Raw genomic sequence first — 21,732 nt, 5'->3', positions numbered from 1 at the left:
ATGCCGCCGGAATTGGTGATCATTTCGCTCCGGAATACACACTTACGATAAACTCCCAATCTCTTTGTTAAAAAATGTTTTTAATTCGGTCATTTAGTCTGTCTAAACTCCCTCATTAAAAACATTTTTTGCCTCGACCTTGGGGTTTATCGTAAGTCCTGGTCAATTAATTATGATGATAAATTATCTAAGTATCTGTTAAAAAGACAGTTAGAATCTTATAAGATTATTACGTTGGATGCTATAAAATAAGGTTGAATTATTAATTACTTAGTGCATAGTTTTTTTTATAAGTGGCAGTAATTCATTTAAAGCAACAGGTTTGCAGTAAAAATATCCTTGTGCGTATTGGTATCCTATAGATTTAATCGCTTCATGCTGTTCTGCCGTTTCAATACCCTTTTGAATAATTTTAATATTAAGATCTTTGGTTAAATTGATTATTCCTGCTAATAATTTACGTAATTTGACTTTTCCCTCTATGCCTATTAATAATCGTTGATCTACCTTGAGATAATCAAGTGGTAATGACAGCAACTCAGGAAGGGAAATTTGTGGGCAGCAAAAATTATCCAAGCTTATATTAATTCCAATATGATGTATTTGTTTTAATTTTTTTGATATTTGAATAAAGTGTGGGGCTATCATACGCTCTGATATATCCAGAATGATTTTGCTCTTGCTTAAATGATTTAACAATAAACTATCACACAATATTTTAGTAAATCTCACGTCATTTAATTGGCTTAGGGAAACATTTATCGACAATTTAATGTTTGAATTTAATTGCTGAAACTGTGAGTAATCAAGTAATGTTTGCTCTATGAACCATTGACTGATGGTATGTATGCACCCTGTTTGCTCCGCTATAGGAATAAACTCAGTAGGTAATATTAAACCCAGAGTGGGGTGTGACCAGCGTAATAAGGCCTCAATTCCAATGATTGTGTTATTGGATAAATCTATTTGGGGTTGGTAATCTATATAGAGCTCTCTTTTTAATGCTGCTAACTCTATTTCTTTTTTGAGAATTTCATTTCTTTGATTTTCCTTATAGTGTAAGTTTTTTGAAAACACAGCGTACTTGTTTTTACCTGTTTTTTTGGATTGGTACATTGCAATATCGGCATACTTTAGTAAGTCGCTGGCTATTTCACTTGTTTCAGGATAGATGGCAATGCCAATACTGGCTGTGATTGTCATATGATATTCATCAAATTGAAAAGGTTTGCCGAGCACGTTAATAATCTTTTCCGCAACCTTAACTGCGGTATCCGTATTGCATTGGTCAAGAAGGACGATGAACTCATCTCCTCCAAGGCGGGCAATAAAATCATTTGCTCTTAGACATCGGGTCATTCTATTGGTAACAGCCATCAATAGTTTGTCACCTGTGGGATGCCCTAATGTATCATTAACAATTTTAAAGTTATCCAAATCGATTAATAATAATGCCAGGCTTTTTTCTTTCAGATGATGCTCATATATTTTTTCAATTAGTTTTTCTTCAAAATATTGTCGATTTGCGATTTGAGTTAAAGTATCTCTGCGGGTTAGATTTAACATAGCGTTTTGCGTATTCTTGAGCTGGGTTATATCAGTCCCGTAAATATTGATTTGTTTAAATTCGTCAATCCAGACAAGTGTGAATAAGTAGATTTTATCCTCAATTTCCATTTCAATTCTTGTGCTTTGATTGGATTTCTGAATTCTTTGTGCTTCTTTTAGTAACTCTACTGGAAGTCCCTTAAATAATTTTATCCAGTAGTTTAAAATGATTTTCCCTTCATCGTTAGTAAATACGACATCCCCATTGAGAAGGATTCTTATGATTGGATTGGGGTTTTGCTGGGGTATACTCGCCAAAAACTCTAATTTTCTAAGATTTATCAGTCTTTCAATCTCCGAATTAATTCGGCTTAAAAATAAACCAAACAGGGTATTATTTAGTGTGTCAAACTCGATTTTGCTCTTGCTCAGGATAGTCATAATGCCAATCACCTCATCTTGCGGGTTTGTAATAGGGCCTGCAAGATAGCTATTAATCTTCATTTTTTTTAATAATTTATCATTCGGGAATTGTTTTTGAACGTCATTAAAATAACAAATAGTTTTTTTCCGAATTACTTCAGCACAAGGTGTATCGATTAAAGAAAAACTAATGTTTTCTTCTTTCTTACCAAATTTATAATAGCTTATTGTCCTGGCAATTTGTTGATTATTTACGAAAGATACAGAAGTATAATCCGCTGCAAAAACATCACTGATTAATTGTAGAATTTGATCAATAATTTCATTGACTTCCTGGTGGTTACTTATTTTAGTTAAAGACCATAAAATCCATTCTAGGGTTTTCGATTTTAGAATATCGGTAAGTTTGGTAAAAATGATTGATGTGTCTTCTATTTCTGTTTTATTGAACAGAATATGGTATGCAAGTACTGGTTTTTGTGCTTTGCTTTCAAGCCAAGTGAATTGCTGGGCTATCCCTTCATTGGCTAAAAGAAAACACCTCTTTGCTTGAATAAATTGCCTCTTAATGGCGAAGCTATTTAACTTAAATAGTTTCCAAATCGGTTTGTCAATTAGTTTGTCAGGGCTTTTTTTAAATAAAGCAGCAGCTTTTTCATTAATAGCAATAATTTTGCCTTGTTGATTAAAAACAATGATGCTGTCTTGAGAGTTTGTAAATAATCTTTCAATCGTGTTGGTAATGTCTTGAGTTTTTGTTAATTTGTTGAAAGACTTTGTTTTAATTTTACTTTTTAAAGGACTCATGAGTGTTCAACCCAGTCAATGCTAATTTAAATATAGCAATAATTTCAATTTTTTTTTGTATGGGTCTAAACTTAAATTAAAAATAACCGAAAAAAGATAAAAAGAGTGGCATTTCATTTTTAGCACAAATTTTGCATAAAATTATAAAAATCAGGCATAAGGGGGCGGCACCATGAAAAAAATACTATTAACAACGTTCATGATGTCAATGGTGACTGTACTTAACGCTGGGCATTTTTATGGAACGGCATTATGTGCTTATCCTCAATATGAATGTATTAAGGTAACCGGGGGACAAAGTTGGGAAAAATTATTCCCTGATCCTGTCCAAAGAGACATTGTTCAAAGAGTCAATCGTACTTATAACTACCTTTGGTCAGGCAGAGAAATCGCTATACCAAAGAATTTAGCCAATATCAATATTTTTGATGTATCTCCTTTCCCACTTAAAATCCAGAGTGAAAATGAAAAACAAATTATCGTAGATCAAGAGAAACTGGCTTGGGGCGCCTATGATGCTCAGGGCAATTTAGTATGGTGGGGGCCTATTTCTTCTGGAAGTGATAAATGCTCTGATTCCAATAAAGTCTGTCGTACTTTGACAGGGATTTTCCGCGTATTCAGCAAGGAAAATGTTCGTTGTACTTCAGATGTTTTTCCTATAGGCAGAGGCGGCGCCAAAATGCCTTACTGTATGTATTTTCATAAAGGGTTTGCTTTACATGGTTCTGATGATATCCCGGGGGTAAGAGCTAGCCATGGCTGTGTACGTATGTTTATCCAGGATGCCAAGTGGTTAAACGAAAATTTTGTAGAGTTGTCCAGTGAGCGTAACAATTTTATGGGGACTAAGGTGATTGTACGTCCTTTAAATGACAGTGAGAAGAAAAAATGAACCAAAAAAGTCGAAGCTCAATAATTGCAATCGTTGTAATTCTACTAACTGTAACTGGAGCGTTAAATACATCGGTACATGCAGCCAAATCTTATAAAGCGACAAGTGCCGAAGAGAAGGCGGAGAAAAAGGATAACGGGAAATTTCCACTAGGTTGTACTGCTGTTGGCTATCAGCAAAATTTAAAGGTATTGACTCTTCTTCCGGGGAAGGAAGGGGCCTTGCAATCCATGTATTTTATTTATAATACATTGCCAGAAACTGTGAGTTTATATCAAATGCATGATAAGGAAAGTTTATATTCCTATTGGTTAAATCATTCTATCAGAGGGAATTCCTGGGCTGTTTTGGCCACAGGTGAAAAGGAAGTGAAATTTATCTGTACCTTGGGTGATGGCAAAAAGTCCTATGGAAAAATACTGGATTGTGCTGATGTGATTAAAGTATGCGAATATGTTAATGTCAAATTTGGTTTGAATAATAAAGGTAATTTTTGGATAGTAGACAGCAATACGAGAAATGGGGCAGTTAGTCAAGTGGTGCATTATGGCATTATACCCGGTGTATAAATGGCCATGAAAAGAGGGGAATCTTCATGAAATCACTAGTACCATGGGTGTGTGTGTTAGTCGCATCTGCAAGCCAACAGGTTTTTGCCGATGATGCATTCAATGCTTACAGATTAGGCAATTATAATGAAGCCGCCGAGCCCCTAATCAGTAAATCAGGTCAGGATGCTGTTGCCGAATACTATTTAGGACGACTGTATCTCTATGGATATGGTCAGTTAAAAAACAATCGTGTTGCGATGCGCTACTTCACCAAATCAGCGGAAAAAGGTTATTTACCTGCAGTCCTGCTCATGGCCAGATACAGTTTGCTTCATGAAAAAAATCCGGAAGAGGCTGTCCGTTGGTTTAAGCAAGCAGCCGCGGTGGGAGATGTGAACGCACAAATGTTTATGGCGGCAGCTTATTTATATGGGGTTGGCGTCAAGAAAAATACAGATATTGCGAGACGTTATTATATTGATGCAGCAAAAAATGGTAATGCGATTGCTCAATACACCTTAGCAGAGTATTTTTTAGAGAGTAAGCATGCAGGTAATAAAAAATTAGGGATCATTTGGCTGAATAAAGCGGCAGAAAATGGAGATCCAAAAGCTTTAACAGAATTGGGCAGATTGTATGTGGCCGGACAAATGGTTGCCAAGGATACTGCCAAGGGCGTCGAATTATTAAATAAAGCAGCCTCAGAACAATATGCTCCAGCCATGCTTGAGTTGGGTAAATTGGCCTTAATGCAAAATCAATATGATGAGGCGATTCAATGGCTTAATAAGGCTGCGAAACAGAGTACAGAAGCTACTCTTGAGTTAGCCCATATTTATTTACAAGATAAAAGTCCAGTTTATGATCCAAAAACAGGTTTTTTATTGGTACTAAAAGCAGCCCAGAATGGTTCTGTTCAAGCCCAAAAAGAATTGGCCAATTTATATCAAAAAGGGATAGGCGTAACGGCTGATGAGGAATTGTCTAAACAATGGACTCTTAAAGCAGCAGAAAATGAGAAGAAAAATGCAGAGCCTCCTGTTCTTGCCCAAGCTGCATTATGGCTAAGTAATGACAGAACGGATAAATTGGAAGAGACAGCTTACCAGATGAATGGTATATTCAGTCCATGGAATAATCCGTCGGCCTTGAGAAATAATAGCTATAATCAAGCACCTAAGCTTGAAACCATCTCTCGTCAGGATATTTTCAAACCACAATTTGAGTTGACTCAGCCTAATAGTATTCCTATAAGCAGTTACTATGACGCTTTAATCAGTAAACAAGTGGAGTTTCAATCAAATCAATGGGCCTATCCAACTTACAGGCTTAATCCATTCATAGAAGCTTTGGAGAGAGCCAATAGTCCTGTTATACAAAAGCTCAACTTGCCGGTTCCTTATATCGATGCGAATTATGATGATAATAATGAAGAGGGAAGTTTTGATTTAATGGATATTTGGACAGGAGATTGGCGGCGAACCGTCAATTATATGTCTGTGGTTAATTATTTGTATTTCAGAGCAATACTTGGAAATGCCCAAACTCAATTTGAAATTGGTCAATTGTTTCAATATGGTATTGGTTTGATGCAAGATGATGCTTCTGCCATTATTTTTTATGAAAATGCGGCAGAACAAAAACACTTGGGTGCTGAATATAATTTGGGAATACTTTATCTTAAGCGAGGTAAAGACGAAAATGATTACCAACAAGCATTAAATTGGCTAACTGATTCCGCATTCAAAGGGAATAAAAGGGCACAATATGTATTGGCCAGAATATTGCGCCAGGGAATAGTCGGGCCTGATGGAAAAGAGTACATTAAAGCGAATGATGAACAAGCCATGGCCATGCTCTATCTTTCAGCGGCTAATGATTATGGCCCGGCTGAATATGAATTGGCAGAATATTTGGCAAGGGACTACAACAATGGTTTAAGTGTGGATGTCAGAAAACAAAAAATTGCATTAATAAGGAAATTATATCAAGGCGCTGTGAAGAATAAAGTTGCCGCGGCCTTATTGCCCTTGGCATTTTATAATGCGATGGATGATAACAAGCAAAAACAGGAACAAGCATTTAAAGTAGCCGAAGAGCAAGCTGAAACAGGTAATGAAAAAGCCGCTCTTTTACTGGGAATGCTCTATGACCGTGGTATAGGAATAACGGCTGATCCGGCCAAAGCCATGTATTGGTATCAACAAGCCGGACAAAACCCCGTAAGTCAGTTTATATTGGGTACCTACATCACTGAAGGAAAAGGGGTCCCTCAGGATAAGGAAAAAGGATTGGATTTGCTGAAGCAATCAGCAGGTTCCCAATTTTCCTACGCTGACTTCAATTTGGCGGTACTCAAGCAACAATCCGGGGAAGATTTTTTACCCAATTTAATTGAATCCTATAAATTAGGGAATAGCCATGCCGGGATAGTATTGGCAGATTATTATTTATCTCAAAGCAGTGATCCTGAACAAATGAATCAAGCTAAGGAAATTTATAAAGGTTTAGCTGATAAGGGTGATCAATATGCGCAATTAAAATTGGCTTATATGCTCCAAAAAGGGCTAGGGGCCGCACCAGATCTTGCTGGCGCGCAACATTGGTACACTGCTTCGGCAGAACAAGGCAATCCTGAAGCACAATACTTGTTAGGTCAATTTTATCAACTAGGTGAAACAGGAGAGCCTGATTATAATTTGGCCAAACATTGGTATCAAAAAGCAGCGAAACATTTATCTAAAGCCGATGTAGCATTAGGATTTATTTATGAAACTGTCGATGATAATTACGCCCAAGCGCTCAAAGCATATAAAAATGCTGCGGCAAAAGGAGATGTGTTAGGTGCTTATAATCTGGCTTTGATGTATGAGTATGGCAAAGGCGTTTCCGTCAATTACGCCAAGGCATTAGCTTTGTTTAAAGATGCATCAGAAAAAGGTGCTCCTGAAGCAATGAGTCAATTGGCTGGGATGTATTTTTATGGTTTGGGGCAACCGAGAAACGAACAACAGGCGTTGGTCTGGTATAAAAAGGCTGCAAGCTTAGGCAATGGGAACGCTTTGTATGCCCTCGGTTTATTATCAGAAACCGGTGTTGGTGTAAAATTGGATTTTCCAGATGCTTTAAGATATTACCAGGAAGCATCTGATAAAGGTAACGAAAAGGCAATGCTGGCTTTGGCAAGGATGTATCATTATGGTCTTGGTGTCGAAAAGGATCATAAAAGATCAGCGAGTATTTATCAAAAATTGGCACAAAAGCAAAATGCTTATGCTCAGTATCAATTGGGTACTTATTATATTGAAGGAACGGCAGGCGAGCGACTACCCGAAAAAGGTCGTGAGTTATTACAGCAAGCGAGCGAAAACGGTAGTTTACAAGCTCGTAGAATATTACAAAGATTAGAGGCACAAACCCAGGATAAAGTAAGTTATGTCGAACCTGTGTTATTTAATAATGTTCCCAAGTTTGATGGCCAAAGTGCCGATATGATTTATTTTGATGCATTGAATGAGTGGAATCATGGGGAAGAAGTTTTGTCCAGAATGATCTTGCAACGTTTGGTGACGCAATATCCCAATTTTATACCCGCAAAGCGAGCATATGAGCAATTGAATCAAGCCAAATTAATTAATAACTTGGGTTAAAGTCATTGCTCGGCTCTTTGAGCTATTTAACAGATCATGTTTCAATCTTGCTAATCAAGTATCTGATTCTTCTGGGCCACAAGGCCCAGTCTACATTTGTTGCTTCAATTATATTAAAAAACTGTAAGGCTTGCGCTTACCTTGGCTATTTACGAAAGTGTAGCTATGCCTTATTGTAATTTTAAAAATAATATTTCAGGGGTTTAAATTTTTAATTTAATCAAGGTCAAATAATTTTAGAAAAAATCGTTAAGGATGTTGATATGAAATATGTTGTTACTTTTTGTACTACCGATCAGGAAGTAGGGAGTAATCCATTGTGGCACAGTTGTATCTTGCTTTCAAAAATGGATGAAACCAGTAAATTGCTAGAAGTTGTTGATAATTGGGGATTTTATGGATTGCCGACAACCAATCGCAATAGTTCCTTGCTAAATCAATTGAAAATAAAAATGGGCCTGGACGTGGATTTGATTGGCAATCATGGGATGTTGCGGCATGAAGAGCTCAGGTTTCTCGATCAGGGATGTGGTTTGCGCGGGGTTACCTTTGAGTTAACCAAAGACGATTTTGAGTTATTACAAAGAAAATGTTTGCAGATGGTTGCTGATCAGGAAACAGCGATAAATGAGTTTGTCGAGACGCAAGGTATTAAGGGGAAACCACCTGAGAAAACCAGAATTTATCCTCACGAACAATTTTCAAGACTCATTTATGCGACTGAAAAGATTAAAGCGGAACAACAAGGGCGAGAAGCTCGCTTAAAACCTTTTGAGCTGCGTTTGTCTTGGGGATTGTTTGGACCTAGTTTGGCTCTTTCCCAAAATTGTAAAACACAAGCTTTATCATTGTTGTCTTATGTATTATCCAAGGAGCAAATTGAACGCCTCACAGAATATGGTGAGCATCCCACAGTGCCTAGACGCAGTGGGCCAATGGAGCCCATTTTTTTACATAGCACGGGCCCTTTGCGAGAGCATAGGAAATCTTCTGGAGATGTGGTGCACTATCGTGATTTAAAGGATCCTGGGGTAAAGTTATATTGGACAGTTCCTCCACAAGAACTTGAAGCGTTATCTGAAGAGACAATTAAGTTATTTCAAATGGATGAGGAGTATTGTGAGGAAGTGAAAGCAATTGTCAGAAAATTGCAACGTCTGGAGTGGTTATTAATCAATAGCAATGTTCCTGGAAAGTATCGGCTTTATAAAGATGAATTAATCAACAAGGTAGTTGAATGTTATAAAGCTTTTTCTATTATTGAGCCTAAACGAGAAGAGCCTAAAACTGGAGGGTGGTATGGCTGGGCGCTTTCTCTATTTTCAGCCCCAAGAAACGCAGAGGAAAGAACATTACAAGACAAAATTAAAAAGGCAAAATCGTTATTTAACACCATTTATATGGCCATTGTGGATAATTATCAAATTGACGATGATGTCTCAATCGAAAATCAAAATACCCTTCCTTACGAGGAAACTGGTGACAACAGATTTGAAAATATGGTGGAAGCAGTAGCCTCTTATTTATCCAGAAAGGATAAAATTAATCTTTGTAAAATTATCGGGCGCACCTATTGTGAGGATCATGTCGAGTCAGAGGACTATGAGGGGAAGATTCCTTTAACGCCACACCTTTCGGCAACGTAGAGGTGGTAGAATAGATTCCAGTATGGGTTGGTGCTAAGTGATTGCTAAAGCCCAACCCTCTTTAGAAATCAATATACAGGTCCTGTGAAAATTAGATAAGCGATTTGTTTTAAAACACCCGATTATTAATACGCTTTTTTGATTGAAGTATGTATTTTAGAGTGATAGATTAAGGGCACTCAAGCAAACAAGTGAGCATAAAAGGATGTTTTTAACCATAAATGATTTACAAAGCCAAATTCAATTGGCTAAAAAGAGATTGTATGTTTTAGCCAAAAATTGGCTGGAAACTCAAAAGGAAGCAATTAATTCAAAAGATAAGGCCAATTGGCTTGATGCATTTCAAGCTTCGACAAAAGAAGAAATGCAGGAGCGATTAAAAGCGACAGGTTTTCCCTTGATTCGCAATGCAACATTGGTCAATCAATCGGAAGATGACGTCCAACAGGAGAGCTTGGAGCAATCCTCGTCTTTGATACACTCAGAAAATCACCCCGAACAATTCAACCCAAGATCGATACCCAGAGTGATTTATGTATGCCACTCAGCAAAAAAGAGTGAAGTACTCAAGAGATTATGCCAACTCACTACGTTAATGGAACAATTGCATACATTGGAGGAATTAACTTTTGAAGTCCAAACCAATGTGCATTTTAATGGCTTAAATTTGGCTTATCGCATGGCTCGGAGTATCAATAAGGAATGGCGCGATGTCGAAAAGGGCCGTGAAACAGTGGCGTACTATTCCGAACGCTTACAGACAGCAGAAAAACAATATAAATGGGCATCCGATTTTTGTCATGAGTCTTTAGCAATCTATAAAGAGCAATTAGATGCTCGGATAATGTATTTTAATGAATCATTAAGTTTCTTTGTTGAATGCCTGACTGATACTTTTTCTTCTGTAAAAGACGACAGATATTGGCTAACCAGATTTTTACTGTCTCCCTTACCTTGGCATAACATGCTTAATGAGGTAGCCAGTTTGTTGCTTACTAAAAATGGATTTACCAATCCAACAGTCGATAGTATCGAAGTGAAACGCCCTCATTTAAAATCAATAACAGAGCGATTTGCTAATTTGATGACAGCACCTTTTGTTCTTTTGGAAAAGGAATTGCAAGAAAAAATGGAAAAAGCAGAAAATGAACAAAAAATAGTCAGAGAAAACGTGCAAGCGATGTCCTCAGAATTGGATATAGTGGTACATATGCAGTCTCAAAGAAAATTAGCCGCATTGCTGTTCCCTGCTCAACCATTAAGCATGTTAGGGTTTTTCCAGGGTATAGCCGCTGCTATGGGCAGAAGTTATTTTTACTCAACTTTTGTCAGAGGAAATCAGGAGCATGATTCCAGGGTAATAGAGCATGAACAGCCCACGATCGAGGCAACTAATTATTCCAATGGGTTAAGCTAAGGAACCGAACCGTAAATACCGGTTCGGTTGTTTCGAACTTAGAGCGACGGAAACTCTATATTATGCAGCCATAGCCTTGAGGCGTGCAACGAGGCGCCCTTTAATACGTGCTGCTTTGTTTTTATGAATTAAGCCTTTGTTAGCGGCTTTGTCTATCACTGGTTGTGCTTTGGTATAAGCAGCACGAGCAGCTTCTTGATCTCCAGACTCTACGGCTTTCAGCACGTTTTTAATGTAGGTGCGGTACATAGAACGCGCGCTGGCGTTATGTTGACGCAATTTGACGTTTTGACGTGCACGCTTAATCGCTGATTTGATATTTGCCACTTAAAAATCTCCACTCAATCAGATGTTGCAAAAGATATGGATCTTGCACAATGAGTTAGAATTTGTCAATAGACCTTCTTTGAACCTTTTGCGTTTATGTGTTTTTTTGGCGAAGGTTGATGCTGAAACCACTTATCATCAGCATAAATCTTGTAAAGCCAATATGTCATGTGATTCATTTACTCATTTGATACCAAACGCGACTTAATTTGGAGTGGATCTTGTCCGTCAATGTGTCGTGCTTTACTGGATAATGTTTGCTTAACCAGATCTCAAGAGGTATTTCCATGTTTTTTATATCGAACTCACGTGCGTTTAAGTATATCATAAAGAAAATTTTTATCTATTTAATTAAAACATCATGCTGACAACGGATATTATGGTACCTAAAAAACAAAGCTTGATACGATCCACTTCCCTCGTTTCATTAATGACATTTATTTCAAGAATAGTAGGGTTTGCACGCGATATGGTTCTTGCCAATTTTTTTGGTGCGCAAGCTGGCATGGATGCTTTTTTTGTTGCTTTCAGGATACCTAATTTTATGCGACGCCTTTTTGCGGAAGGCGCTTTTTCTCAAGCTTTTGTGCCGGTATTGGCTGAATATCAAAAAACACGTTCTTCTGAAGACGTCCGTATTTTCATCGCCCGGATTTCAGGTTATTTGAGTTCCATATTAACTCTGGTCACTGTCGTGGGGATTGTCGCTTCACCTGTTATTATTTTTTTGTTTGCGCCAGGTTTCCATCATGATAGCGTCCGGGCTGAATTGGCAACTCAGATGCTGCGTATCACTTTCCCCTATTTAATGCTTATTTCCCTAACAGCGATGGCAGGGGCAATTTTGAATACCTATGGTTATTTTGGGATTCCAGCCTTTACTCCTGTTTTACTTAATATCAGTATGATACTTGCTGCCATGTATTTGTGCCCTAATTTACCACAACCTGTTGTTGGTTTGGCATGGGGGGTGCTGATTGCGGGTATCGTGCAATTGGTTTTTCAATTGCCATTTTTGTATCAACGACGTTTGCTTATCAGACCAAGAGTCGTTCGGGATGATCCAGGAGTTAATAAAGTACTTAAGTTAATGATCCCGGCCTTATTCGGTGTTTCAATTGCGCAACTTAACTTGATGGTAGATAGTATTTTTGCTTCTTTTCTAAAAGTAGGGAGTGTGTCTTGGTTATACTATACAGACAGACTAACTGATTTTCCTTTGGGAGTTTTTGGGGTCGCCATTGCGACGGTTATCTTGCCCCACCTTTCCAGAAAACACACAGAACAAAATATTAATCAATATTCTCGTGCTTTGGATTGGGGGCTGCGTTCAATATTATTGATAGGAATTCCAGCCGGTTTGGGATTGTCCTTTTTTGCCTTGCCTTTAATTGCCAGTTGTTTTGCTTATGGCAAATTTACAGCTTATGATTTGCTGCAAACTCAAAAAAGCCTGATTACTCTTGCCATGGGAGTTCCTGCCTTCATGGTGGTTAAAGTGTTGGCTTCCGGTTTTTATGCCCGCCAGGACATCAGCACCCCTGTAAAAGTGGGTGCCATAGCCATGGTAGTTAATACTCTTTTATGTTTTGTATTTGTTTGGCACTTCGCTCATGCTGGCTTGACTTTGGCTTCTGCATTAGCTGGTTATGTGAATTGTGCTATTTTGTTGTTTCTCTTGATTAAAAGGGGATTGTTCAAACCATCTCCCGGATGGCTGAAATACAGTATGCAGTTATTGATCGCCAATTTTGCCATTGGAGTTTATTTATATTTTATGAGTGGAACAGCGACTTACTGGCTTGGTTTCTCTCCTTTGATACGCTTGAGCTTGTTATTAACTCATGTGTTCGTCACGGTGGTCATCTATTTATTAGTTTTAGGTATAATGGGGGTTAGACCTAACCACTTTCGTGGCCAGATAAAGGATTAAACATGATGCAAGCTGAAATATTTTATAAACACTGTGGGGATAGAGTGGTTCCTGTCTGTCTCATTTCTCAATCACAATGGGAAGAAGGAATTGAGAATCTAACCCCAATGGAACGCAATTGTTTTTCTGTGCGCCAATTTAAAGGTAAATTGGGCGATTATTGTTTTATTCCCAATGCGGATGGTGTGATTGAAAAAGCCTTTATTGGTTCAGGAACTGGTAATCAGGAAGGCGCTTTGGCCAATGCCGCACTTTTATTGCCTCCGGGGAACTATCAATTGCAAGATGTGTTAAGCCGTGAGGCTGGCGTAGCTTGGGCCCTGGCACAATATCGCTTTGATGAGTATAAAAAATACGAATTACAGCCTCGAGTTTTAATTATTGAGGCAAATGAAATGGATTATATTTTATCCTTGGCTAATTCTTTATTTCTAGTTCGGGACCTCATTAACACTCCAACTTGTGACATGGGGCCAGAATCGCTAGCTCATGTTGTCGAAGAATTGGCTAAAACCCACAAGGCTCAATTTAAACAATGGATCGGAGAGGAGTTGATAAAGGATAATTTTCCTGCCATTCATGCGGTTGGAAGGGCTTCTGCTTTAGCGCCTCGCTTATTATCTTTACACTGGGGAAATGAGAAACATCCACGGGTGACTTTGATTGGAAAGGGAGTTTGTTTTGATAGTGGCGGGCTTGATATCAAACCTTCATCAGGCATGCGTTTGATGAAAAAAGACATGGGTGGTGCCGCGCACGCTATAGGTTTGGCACAGTGGATAATGGTTCGGCGTTTGCCGATTCGATTACAGGTATTAATCCCCGCTGTTGAAAACGCGATTGGTCCGAATGCCTTTAGGCCAGGAGATGTTTTAACCATGCGTAATGGATTAACCGTAGAAATAGAAAATACCGATGCAGAGGGCCGATTGATTCTGGCAGATGCTTTGGTTAAGGCCTGTGAAGAAAAGCCGGATTTAATCATTGACTTTGCCACTTTAACAGGCGCCGCCCGTGTCGCAGTAGGCACTGAAATCGCCGCTATGTTTTCCAATCATGATCAACTAGCCCAAGGTATAATAGAAGCATCCAATAAAGTATCAGATCCTGTCTGGCGCCTGCCTTTATTTTCACCTTATGAAGAGTTGTTGAATTCTAATATTGCGGACATGAGCAATTCCAGTTCTTCGTCCTATGCCGGGGCTATTACTGCCGGCTTATTTCTGCAACGATTTGTGACAAAATCAATACCATGGGTTCATTTTGATATCATGGCCTGGAATACTGTAAGTAAGCCAGGAAAGCCCGAAGGTGGCGAAGCAATGGGATTACGTGCGGTTGCCGAGTATTTATTGCAGGTTTATGGATAGAATTTTTCCTTAGGAGTTAGTTATGTTTGTGACTTTTAGTTGTGATGCCTATGAAAGCATTACTTATTTTGACAATGTGGCAAAACAATTATTGCTGTTAATGGGACATGGCGGCACTATCCCCGGCGCTATTAAATCAGAGAATGTACCGGATGCTTTAAGTCATTTGCAACAAGGGCTGGAAAAAATAAAAAGCCAAAATAAACCATTAGAAGACGATGAGGATAGTGAGCCTGATATCAGTTTGGCTAAACGAGCAATTCCATTAACTCATTTATTGCAAGCCGCCCAAAAAAAGGATTGTGATGTGCTGTGGTCTTATTCAAAATCACCAGGTTAAAATGTAACTGCTGATTCTCCGGGCTTCTTTATCCTTTATCCTCCCTGATGGTCGCGGCTCTGTTTTACTTTATATAATCAGAGCCGCGACCATCAGGGAGCGGATACACAATAAGCTTAAAAATCCAGCGAGCAGAAAAATATTTATTCAATCGAGTGTGTGTGCAATGCACAGCCTTTGTTTCTATATTCTTTATAGTGCAATCGACTCACTTCTTTCTCATTTTCCACATTGCTTACCAATTCAATGACTCTTTTAAATCGGGTATAAAAAATTGGAATATTGGCGGATAAATTCAACAAGATATCAGTAAAGCCTCTGGGCTCCTTTTGATAGCCAATTTGTACAGGGGGCGGAGGCTCCGGCCCTTCACCTTGCAAATTATGAGGAATAAAACTGTCGTCTTTGAACGTCCACAACAATTCATCAAGGTATTCTGCTTGCTGTTGATTGTCACAGAAAACAAAAATGGTATGCCCTTTGCTATAGGCTTTTTCTATTAAGCGACAAGCAACCAACCAGCGAGACTCTGGGAGACTGCTGGCTAATAAGTAAAAATCAACGCGAATTGGCGACATGACGTAATAATTGAGTTAATAAAGGAACAGGGCGCCCTGTTGCGTTACGCTTCTTTCCAGAAATCCAGGCTGTTCCTGCAATGTCCAAATGAGCCCAACGATATTTTTCGGTAAATCGTGATAAGAAGCAGGCGGCAGTAATACTTCCTGCGCTACGATCAAAGCCGGCGTTAATCATATCAGCTAAAGGGCTATCCAACGCATCTTGATAGGCTTCATCCAGTGGCATACGCCAAACTTTATCCTGGCTTTCATTCGCAGCAAGCTCAATTGATTTGGCAAGTTGCTCATCTTTAGTCATATAACCAGTGGCTACATTGCCCAATGCCACGATTATAGCCCCTGTCAAGGTAGCAATATCGATCACAAAATCAGGATGATATCGCTCGGCGTAGGTCAAGGCATCCGCTAGCACCAATCGACCTTCCGCATCGGTATTAATGATTTCGACCGTTTGTCCTGACATGGTGGTCACAATGTCTCCTGATTTTACAGCGGAGCCGCTAATCAGATTTTCAGCACTGGCTATAATGCCGATGAGATTAATAGGCAATTTCAGCAAAGCACAGGCTTTTATAACTCCTAACACACTGGCAGCGCCAGACATATCGTATTTCATTTCATCCATGGCGTTGGCCGGCTTTATAGATAAGCCTCCTGAGTCAAAAGTAATGCCTTTCCCTACAAGAATGATTGGTGCTGAGTTTTTGTCACCCTGATAATGAATATCTATCAATCTTGGGGGTTGGTCGCTTCCTTGGGCAACAGCTAATAATGCGCCCATACCCATTTCCTTTATTTCTTTGGGCCCCATAACGTGGCAGCTTATCTGGTCGAATTGTTTGGATAATGAAATGGCTTGCTCGCCAAGATAAGTCGGAGTACAAATATTGGCCGGCATATTCGCTAAATCACGGCAGAATTCAACTCCGCTAACAATGGCTTTGGCCATTTCAAGGCTTTTTTCGGTAGCTCCAGGCAGGTGGAATATGACTGACTCTAATTTATGGCTCTTTGCATGTTTCGTTTTAAAATCAAGAAGTTGATATCGTAAATTATCGATTTGAACTATCATTTGCTCTAATTGCCATTCTGCAGACTCTTGATTTAATCGAGGCAAACACACAGTAGCAGAGGAGAAACGCTGTTTAATTAATGCTTCGGTAATTTCTCCTACACGTTTTTGGAGTGAATTAGCGCTAAACTCTTCCTTTTTGCCACACTGAATGATTAATAGGCTATGTCCTTCAACATCAGTTTGCCATACAGTATTTCCTGGTTCAGGGATTCTCTGGCAAAGTTTTTTAATCACCCCTTGCTGTTCATTATCAATTGCAGTTGCAAAATCTGGTAGCGCCAAATCTGAAAAAACGCCTAACACCAGACATTCGCTCATGGTTAATGAGGGGGTATGAGTTAATCCATAATTCATAATATTTTTTCCTGCACCGCTTGAGAAAGACAACTAGTTTACCTAAATTGGATAAGCATTTGAATGAAAAATTCTGTTTTAATCATCTGTTTTAAATCAATACTATTTTTAAATAGGCTGTCTTGAATTATCATGATGGGTTATTTCATATGTTATTCTGAAAGAATTGAATTAATTGATAAGGTCCTCTGTAGGGTATTGTAGTGATTATTTTTCGTTATTTGACTAAAGAAGTGTTTCTCACTTTAATCGCATTAACCGCGATATTAGTCCTTATTTTCATGAGTAATCAATTCATACAATACTTAAATCGCGCTGCTTCTGGTTCAATTCCTGGTTTTGTGATTATGAAGTTGTTGATGTTGGAGTTGCCAAATTTAATGGGCCTGTTACTGCCCCTGGGGTTTTATGTCGCTCTTTTATTGGCGTATGGCCGGTTATATGCCGAAAGCGAAATGACTGTTCTGCGAGCTTGTGGTTATGGCCCCAGGCAATTACTGAAACACAGCTTTGCCATGGCTACTGTTGTGTTGGTAGTAGTTGCCATCGTAATGATTTGGGCAAGTCCTGTGATTGCTGTTGAACGCACCAAGTTAATACGTTCTACAGGAATCAAAACTTTAATTCAAACGATTATGCCTGGACGCTTTCATGCCATTAATAGCGGTCAGCAAATCTTTTATGTCCAATCCATGAATCGTGATCATTCCCAGGCAGAACAGATATTCATGGCAAAACATAGCGTTCAGGATAATAAGCTATTATGGGATGTGTTATGGGCAGATAAAGCATTTGCTGAGGTTAATCCTCAAACAGGCGAGGAATACATCGTGCTGCAAAATGGCAAGGAATATCAAGGTGTTCCGGGGCATGCCGATTACCAGATTGCAGAATTTGCAAGCTATAAATCCAAATTGCCCAACCCGACTGTTGTTATGCATGATGATGCTCGCACTGCAAAAACCAGAGACTTATGGCCTTTGAACAATCAGGATTTGAAAAAGGCGGCTGAATTACAGTGGCGTATTTCCATTCCTTTAATGGTTTTGACCTTGACTCTGGTTGCCGTTCCACTTAGTCGTGTCAGCCCTCGTTCTGGAAAATATTCGAAACTTTTGCCAGCCATCATTATCTATATTTTTTATGCTAATTTTATGTTTGTTTCTCGTGATGCGATTGCTACCGGGAAGATTCCCTGGTGGATAGGGATGTGGTGGGTACACGTGGCGGTTGCCATTCTCGGCATCCTATTCATTTGGCGAAATCAGGTGAAGCTTGCATGAGCAGAAAAATACTTGATCGTTATATTGCCAAAACGGTTTTATCTGCAATCGGCTTGGTGACTTTGATGCTGGTCGGTTTACAGATCTTTATTTTGTTTGTTAATCAGATAGACGATTTGGGGCGAGCAGACTATGGAATCGTACAGGCCGGTGTTTTTGTCCTTTTACAGATGCCCTACCAAGTCTATCTGTTTTTCCCTATTGCCAGCTTGCTCGGGTGTTTGGTTGGCCTGGGAGTATTAGCTAATCATAGCGAGCTGGTTGTGATGCGTGCGGCGGGGATATCCATCGGCCAAATAACGGGGGCGGTATTAAAGGCGTCTCTGATAGTCATCCTGTTAATCACGTCTTTAGGTGAAACCGTTGTACCAGTCATGGCGCATTATGCGAATGAATACAAGGTTTCCGCTTTAACAGGAGGGCAGGCTTTGCTGACTCCAAGAGGGGTTTGGGTCCGTAATGGTAATGATTTTGTTTCTATTGCTTCAGTCACGCACGAGAATACTCTGCGCTATGTAAATCAATTCCGCTTTGATAACCAGCATAATTTAAAACTGGCTCGCCAGATAAGTGAAATAAAGTATGTCAATAATTCGTGGATAGCTTATGATGTGAAACAAACTGAATTTGCAGAGGATCATACCAAAGCTTATCATTTCGATACTTTGCCGTGGGATGTTCCTGTGAAACCGGAAATTCTTAAAATTACGGGCACTAATCCGGATGAAATGACTTTACGTGAATTGAACCGCTATTTACGTGAGCAACAACGCAACCATCAAAATGTAGCAAATTATAAGTTTGCCTTTTTTCAACGAATTACCCAGCCTTTGAATACTATGGTTATGATGATATTAGCTATCCCCTTTATTTTTGGCCCCTTACGTTCGTCAACCATGGGTTCAAAATTACTGGTAGGCGCTATGGTTGGATTTGGGTTTCATATCTTGAATCGATTTTTCGGTCCAGTGAGCACAGTATTCCAGTGGCCGCCTGAACTGGCTGCGTTTAGTCCTACTCTCATCTTTTCTTTAATTGGAATTTATTTAATGCGACGAGTCAGATAATGGCATTCATTAGACATTTGCTTGAATATTTGCTCAATCCTTTCTTTTTATGTGTATTGGGGATAGGGATTTGCATTTTTTTACTATATCGCCGACTTGTGCCCACTGTCACTAGAGTTTTGTTGTTTCTTGTATTGATTGTCTTGATTGCAATGAGTACGGGTTGGTTACCCAGTTATTTAACTTATCAATTAGAGTCTCGGTACTCTATAGTGAATCAGATTAATCCAAATGTTAAATGGGTCGTCGTTCTCGGCGGAGGACAAAATATTGGGGAAGGAATGCCGGCAAATGATTTATTGACCTCAGCAAGCATCAAACGATTGGTTGAAGGTGTCCGATTATTCAGGGCTTTGCCTGATGCAAAACTGCTTTTATCGGGGGGAGGGTCTACAGGTGAACAACCAGAGGCTTTATTATTGGCGGAATTAACCAAATGGTTCTCAATCGATCCCGAAAAAGTTGTCATTGAAACCGTTTCTATCAATACAGCAGATCAGGCACGCGAATTAGCAGCCATAGTGCATGATCAACCCTTCTATCTGGTTACCTCGGCTATTCATATGCCGCGTTCCATGGCATTGTGTCAGCAGCAAGGATTGCATCCCATAGCCGCCCCAACTGATTTTACCTTCTTTTGGTCTACTGATACCTGGGTGAAAATGATTATACCAAATCCCTATAACCTGGCTTATACTTCAATCGCTCTCCATGAAATCCTGGGAAAAATATGGGCTTTGGGATTCAGATAAGCTGATGTGCATTGAGACTTGGTTTTTAAATTCGTTACTTACACTACTTGTCCGGCAGCCCAGCCGGAAGACCATGCCCACTGGAAATTATACCCCCCTAACCATCCAGTTACATCCAACGCTTCACCGATGAAATAGAGGCCTGGCACATTGTTGGCTTCCATAGTTTTTGATGATATGGCGTGGCAGTCTATCCCTCCTATTGTAACCTCTGCGGTACGGTAACCTTCTGTGCCATTGGGTTTCACTACCCAGTTCTGCAACAAATGGGAAATCGTTTCCAAATCTTTATTAGAGCTGTCAGCCAGTTTTTTTTCACCCAGTTTTTGAGGAATGAATACTTCAACAACTCGTTTGGGTAAGTACATTGATAGCACAGAGTTTAATTGTTTATGCGGTACTTCTGCCCGGGCTGTTTTCAAGCTTTCCAGGAGATTATGCTCAGGCAGCAAATTAATGCATATACTTTCACCGGGATGCCAGTAGGATGAGAGTTGCAAGATAGCAGGACCACTAAGTCCCCGGTGGGTAAACAAGATATGTTCACGAAATTGATTTCTTTCATTATTGACCAGGCTATCAATACCTATTCCCGACAGGATGGATAACCTGTCTTTTTCGAGAACATCTAAAGTAAAGGGCACCAGACCGGCTCTGGTTGGCCATACTTTAATAGAGAATTGTTCTGCAACTTTATAGGCAAATGGGCTGGCACCCATTGTGGGAATGGAGAGTCCTCCGGTCGCAATGACCACAGAATGACAGTGAAACTTTCCTTTTGTTGTGCCTATCTTGAAAGAATAGTCGTTGGTTTTTTGTATTTTTTCTATTACGGTATTTAAATAAATCGCCACTCCATATTGCTCACATTCTTTAAGCAACATATCAACGATGTCTTTGGACTTATTATCGCAAAATAATTGTCCTAATGTTTTTTCGTGGAAGGGAATTTTGTGTTTGTTAACCAGTTCAATAAAATCCCATTGAGTGTAACGAGATAAGGCTGATTTGAAAAAATGGGGGTTGTGGGAAAAATACTTGTTGGGTTCAATGTAGTAATTGGTAAAATTACAACGACCACCTCCTGACATAAGTATCTTTTTCCCGGCTTTATTGGCATGATCCAGCACGAGTACTTTTCTTTTACGCTTGCTTGCTTCAATAGCACACATTAGGCCTGCAGCACCAGCGCCAATGATAAGGACATCAATTTCTTGCATAGAGAGGTTCGGTTATGACCAATTTTTTAGTTAAAAAGTATTTAATTTTATCATGTCGAACGATGATTAAATATATGCTATAGATCTTAGTATCCAATAATAAGGAATTGCTATGAACGAAATGGATATTTTGTCCTTGTTTTATGATGAAATGACCGCGCGTGGGGTAACCAGAGAACAGGTTTTTTTGAGTATTGAAGAGGATGCAGCAGCAATGCTTACCCAGAAATTGGGCAAACCTGTTTCAGTAGAAGAAGCGCAGAAATTAACCGATATCTGCATCGCAAATGAATGGCTTGAGCGGACAACGGCAGATCCCTATTATAAATATTTGTCTTTGACAGAAGCCGGTTTGCAAATGCTGCTTTCTACTTTATACAAGTAATTTTAAGTTATTTAATGCTGCTGGATGCTTTCTGGCAATTAATAACTCAAAACATGTTATCCAAGGGTATAATCTTTGGGCAAAACTCGGTAAAATATATCACTTTAT

Annotated in this window: 17 protein-coding genes; 12 read left to right on the top strand and 5 right to left on the bottom strand. The window is 39.2% G+C overall.

All coding sequences use genetic code 11. The features are described from left to right. Positions 1-270: 270 nt before the first annotated feature. Positions 271-2,778 carry a sensor domain-containing phosphodiesterase gene (locus CC34_RS0107445; protein WP_027229078.1) on the bottom strand — a complete coding sequence of 836 codons (2,508 nt, stop codon included), beginning with the start codon at positions 2,776-2,778 and terminating at the stop codon, positions 271-273. 172 nt (positions 2,779-2,950) lie between these two features. On the opposite strand from CC34_RS0107445, the gene CC34_RS0107440 reads away from it, so the two are divergent. The 5 genes from CC34_RS0107440 to CC34_RS0107420 all read left to right on the top strand — a co-directional run bounded on the left by CC34_RS0107440 (position 2,951) and on the right by CC34_RS0107420 (position 10,937). Next, the gene (locus CC34_RS0107440; RefSeq protein ID WP_027229079.1) at positions 2,951-3,673 is read left to right on the top strand and encodes a L,D-transpeptidase; all 723 of its coding nucleotides are present in this window, start codon (positions 2,951-2,953) and stop codon (positions 3,671-3,673) included. Beyond that, positions 3,670-4,242 carry a hypothetical protein gene (locus CC34_RS0107435; RefSeq protein WP_027229080.1) on the top strand — a complete coding sequence of 191 codons (573 nt, stop codon included), beginning with the start codon at positions 3,670-3,672 and terminating at the stop codon, positions 4,240-4,242. Before CC34_RS0107440 ends, CC34_RS0107435 begins: the two co-directional genes overlap by 4 nt. 26 nt (positions 4,243-4,268) lie before the next feature. Further along, on the top strand, positions 4,269-7,874 hold the full coding sequence (enhC, locus tag CC34_RS0107430) for an enhanced entry protein EnhC (protein WP_027229081.1): 3,606 nt from the start codon (positions 4,269-4,271) through the stop codon (positions 7,872-7,874). A 263-nt stretch (positions 7,875-8,137) separates the two neighbouring features. Then, a complete protein-coding gene (locus tag CC34_RS0107425) occupies positions 8,138-9,520 on the top strand; it encodes a hypothetical protein (RefSeq protein WP_027229082.1) in 1,383 nt (460 codons plus the stop codon). A 205-nt stretch (positions 9,521-9,725) separates the two neighbouring features. After that, a complete protein-coding gene (locus CC34_RS0107420) occupies positions 9,726-10,937 on the top strand; it encodes a hypothetical protein (RefSeq protein WP_027229083.1) in 1,212 nt (403 codons plus the stop codon). 60 nt (positions 10,938-10,997) lie between these two features. Here the strand turns inward: CC34_RS0107420 and rpsT are convergent, their stop codons facing one another. Further along, positions 10,998-11,264, bottom strand: coding sequence for a 30S ribosomal protein S20 (gene rpsT / locus CC34_RS0107415; protein ID WP_010948336.1), 267 nt, complete (start codon positions 11,262-11,264; stop codon positions 10,998-11,000). Positions 11,265-11,625: 361 nt separating this feature from the next. Here rpsT and murJ point away from each other — a divergent pair, with 361 nt between their 5' ends. From murJ to CC34_RS0107400, 3 genes are read left to right on the top strand one after another with little or no spacing between them, the layout of a single operon-like run. Beyond that, positions 11,626-13,197 (top strand): murein biosynthesis integral membrane protein MurJ, encoded by a 1,572-nt coding sequence (gene murJ, locus CC34_RS0107410; RefSeq protein WP_027229084.1) that lies wholly within the window; start codon positions 11,626-11,628, stop codon positions 13,195-13,197. A gap of 5 nt (positions 13,198-13,202) precedes the next feature. Next, complete coding sequence (locus CC34_RS0107405) at positions 13,203-14,567, top strand: leucyl aminopeptidase family protein (RefSeq protein ID WP_027229085.1); 1,365 nt, start codon at positions 13,203-13,205, stop codon at positions 14,565-14,567. Positions 14,568-14,589: 22 nt separating this feature from the next. Further along, positions 14,590-14,907: a DUF1840 domain-containing protein gene (locus tag CC34_RS0107400; protein WP_027229086.1), complete on the top strand. Its 318-nt coding sequence runs from the start codon at positions 14,590-14,592 to the stop codon at positions 14,905-14,907. A 143-nt stretch (positions 14,908-15,050) separates the two neighbouring features. Here CC34_RS0107400 and CC34_RS0107395 read toward each other — a convergent pair whose 3' ends face one another. After that, on the bottom strand, positions 15,051-15,485 hold the full coding sequence (locus CC34_RS0107395; protein ID WP_027229087.1) for a DNA polymerase III subunit chi: 435 nt from the start codon (positions 15,483-15,485) through the stop codon (positions 15,051-15,053). Beyond that, a complete protein-coding gene (locus CC34_RS0107390; RefSeq protein ID WP_027229088.1) occupies positions 15,466-16,917 on the bottom strand; it encodes a leucyl aminopeptidase in 1,452 nt (483 codons plus the stop codon). The genes CC34_RS0107395 and CC34_RS0107390 overlap by 20 nt, the downstream gene beginning before the upstream one ends. A 203-nt stretch (positions 16,918-17,120) precedes the next feature. On the opposite strand from CC34_RS0107390, the gene lptF reads away from it, so the two are divergent. The 3 genes from lptF to CC34_RS0107375 are packed head-to-tail and all read left to right on the top strand — an operon-like array spanning position 17,121 to position 20,019. Beyond that, positions 17,121-18,200 carry an LPS export ABC transporter permease LptF gene (lptF, locus tag CC34_RS0107385; protein WP_027229089.1) on the top strand — a complete coding sequence of 360 codons (1,080 nt, stop codon included), beginning with the start codon at positions 17,121-17,123 and terminating at the stop codon, positions 18,198-18,200. Next, entirely contained in the window at positions 18,197-19,267 is a 1,071-nt protein-coding gene (lptG, locus tag CC34_RS0107380; protein ID WP_027229090.1) for an LPS export ABC transporter permease LptG, read from the top strand. The genes lptF and lptG overlap by 4 nt, the downstream gene beginning before the upstream one ends. Then, positions 19,267-20,019 carry a YdcF family protein gene (locus CC34_RS0107375; protein WP_027229091.1) on the top strand — a complete coding sequence of 251 codons (753 nt, stop codon included), beginning with the start codon at positions 19,267-19,269 and terminating at the stop codon, positions 20,017-20,019. Before lptG ends, CC34_RS0107375 begins: the two co-directional genes overlap by 1 nt. 38 nt (positions 20,020-20,057) lie before the next feature. Here CC34_RS0107375 and CC34_RS0107370 read toward each other — a convergent pair whose 3' ends face one another. Next, a complete protein-coding gene (locus tag CC34_RS0107370; protein WP_027229092.1) occupies positions 20,058-21,239 on the bottom strand; it encodes a BaiN/RdsA family NAD(P)/FAD-dependent oxidoreductase in 1,182 nt (393 codons plus the stop codon). A gap of 112 nt (positions 21,240-21,351) precedes the next feature. Between CC34_RS0107370 and CC34_RS0107365 the strand changes: the two genes are divergently transcribed. Continuing rightward, positions 21,352-21,624: a hypothetical protein gene (locus tag CC34_RS0107365; protein WP_010948326.1), complete on the top strand. Its 273-nt coding sequence runs from the start codon at positions 21,352-21,354 to the stop codon at positions 21,622-21,624. Positions 21,625-21,732: the final 108 nt, after the last annotated feature.

Source organism: Legionella pneumophila subsp. fraseri (assembly GCF_000586315.1).
Taxonomy (GTDB): domain Bacteria; phylum Pseudomonadota; class Gammaproteobacteria; order Legionellales; family Legionellaceae; genus Legionella; species Legionella pneumophila_B.
The sequence above is the reverse complement of the archived record's forward strand: the minus strand, read 5'-3'. Positions and strand labels throughout refer to the sequence as shown.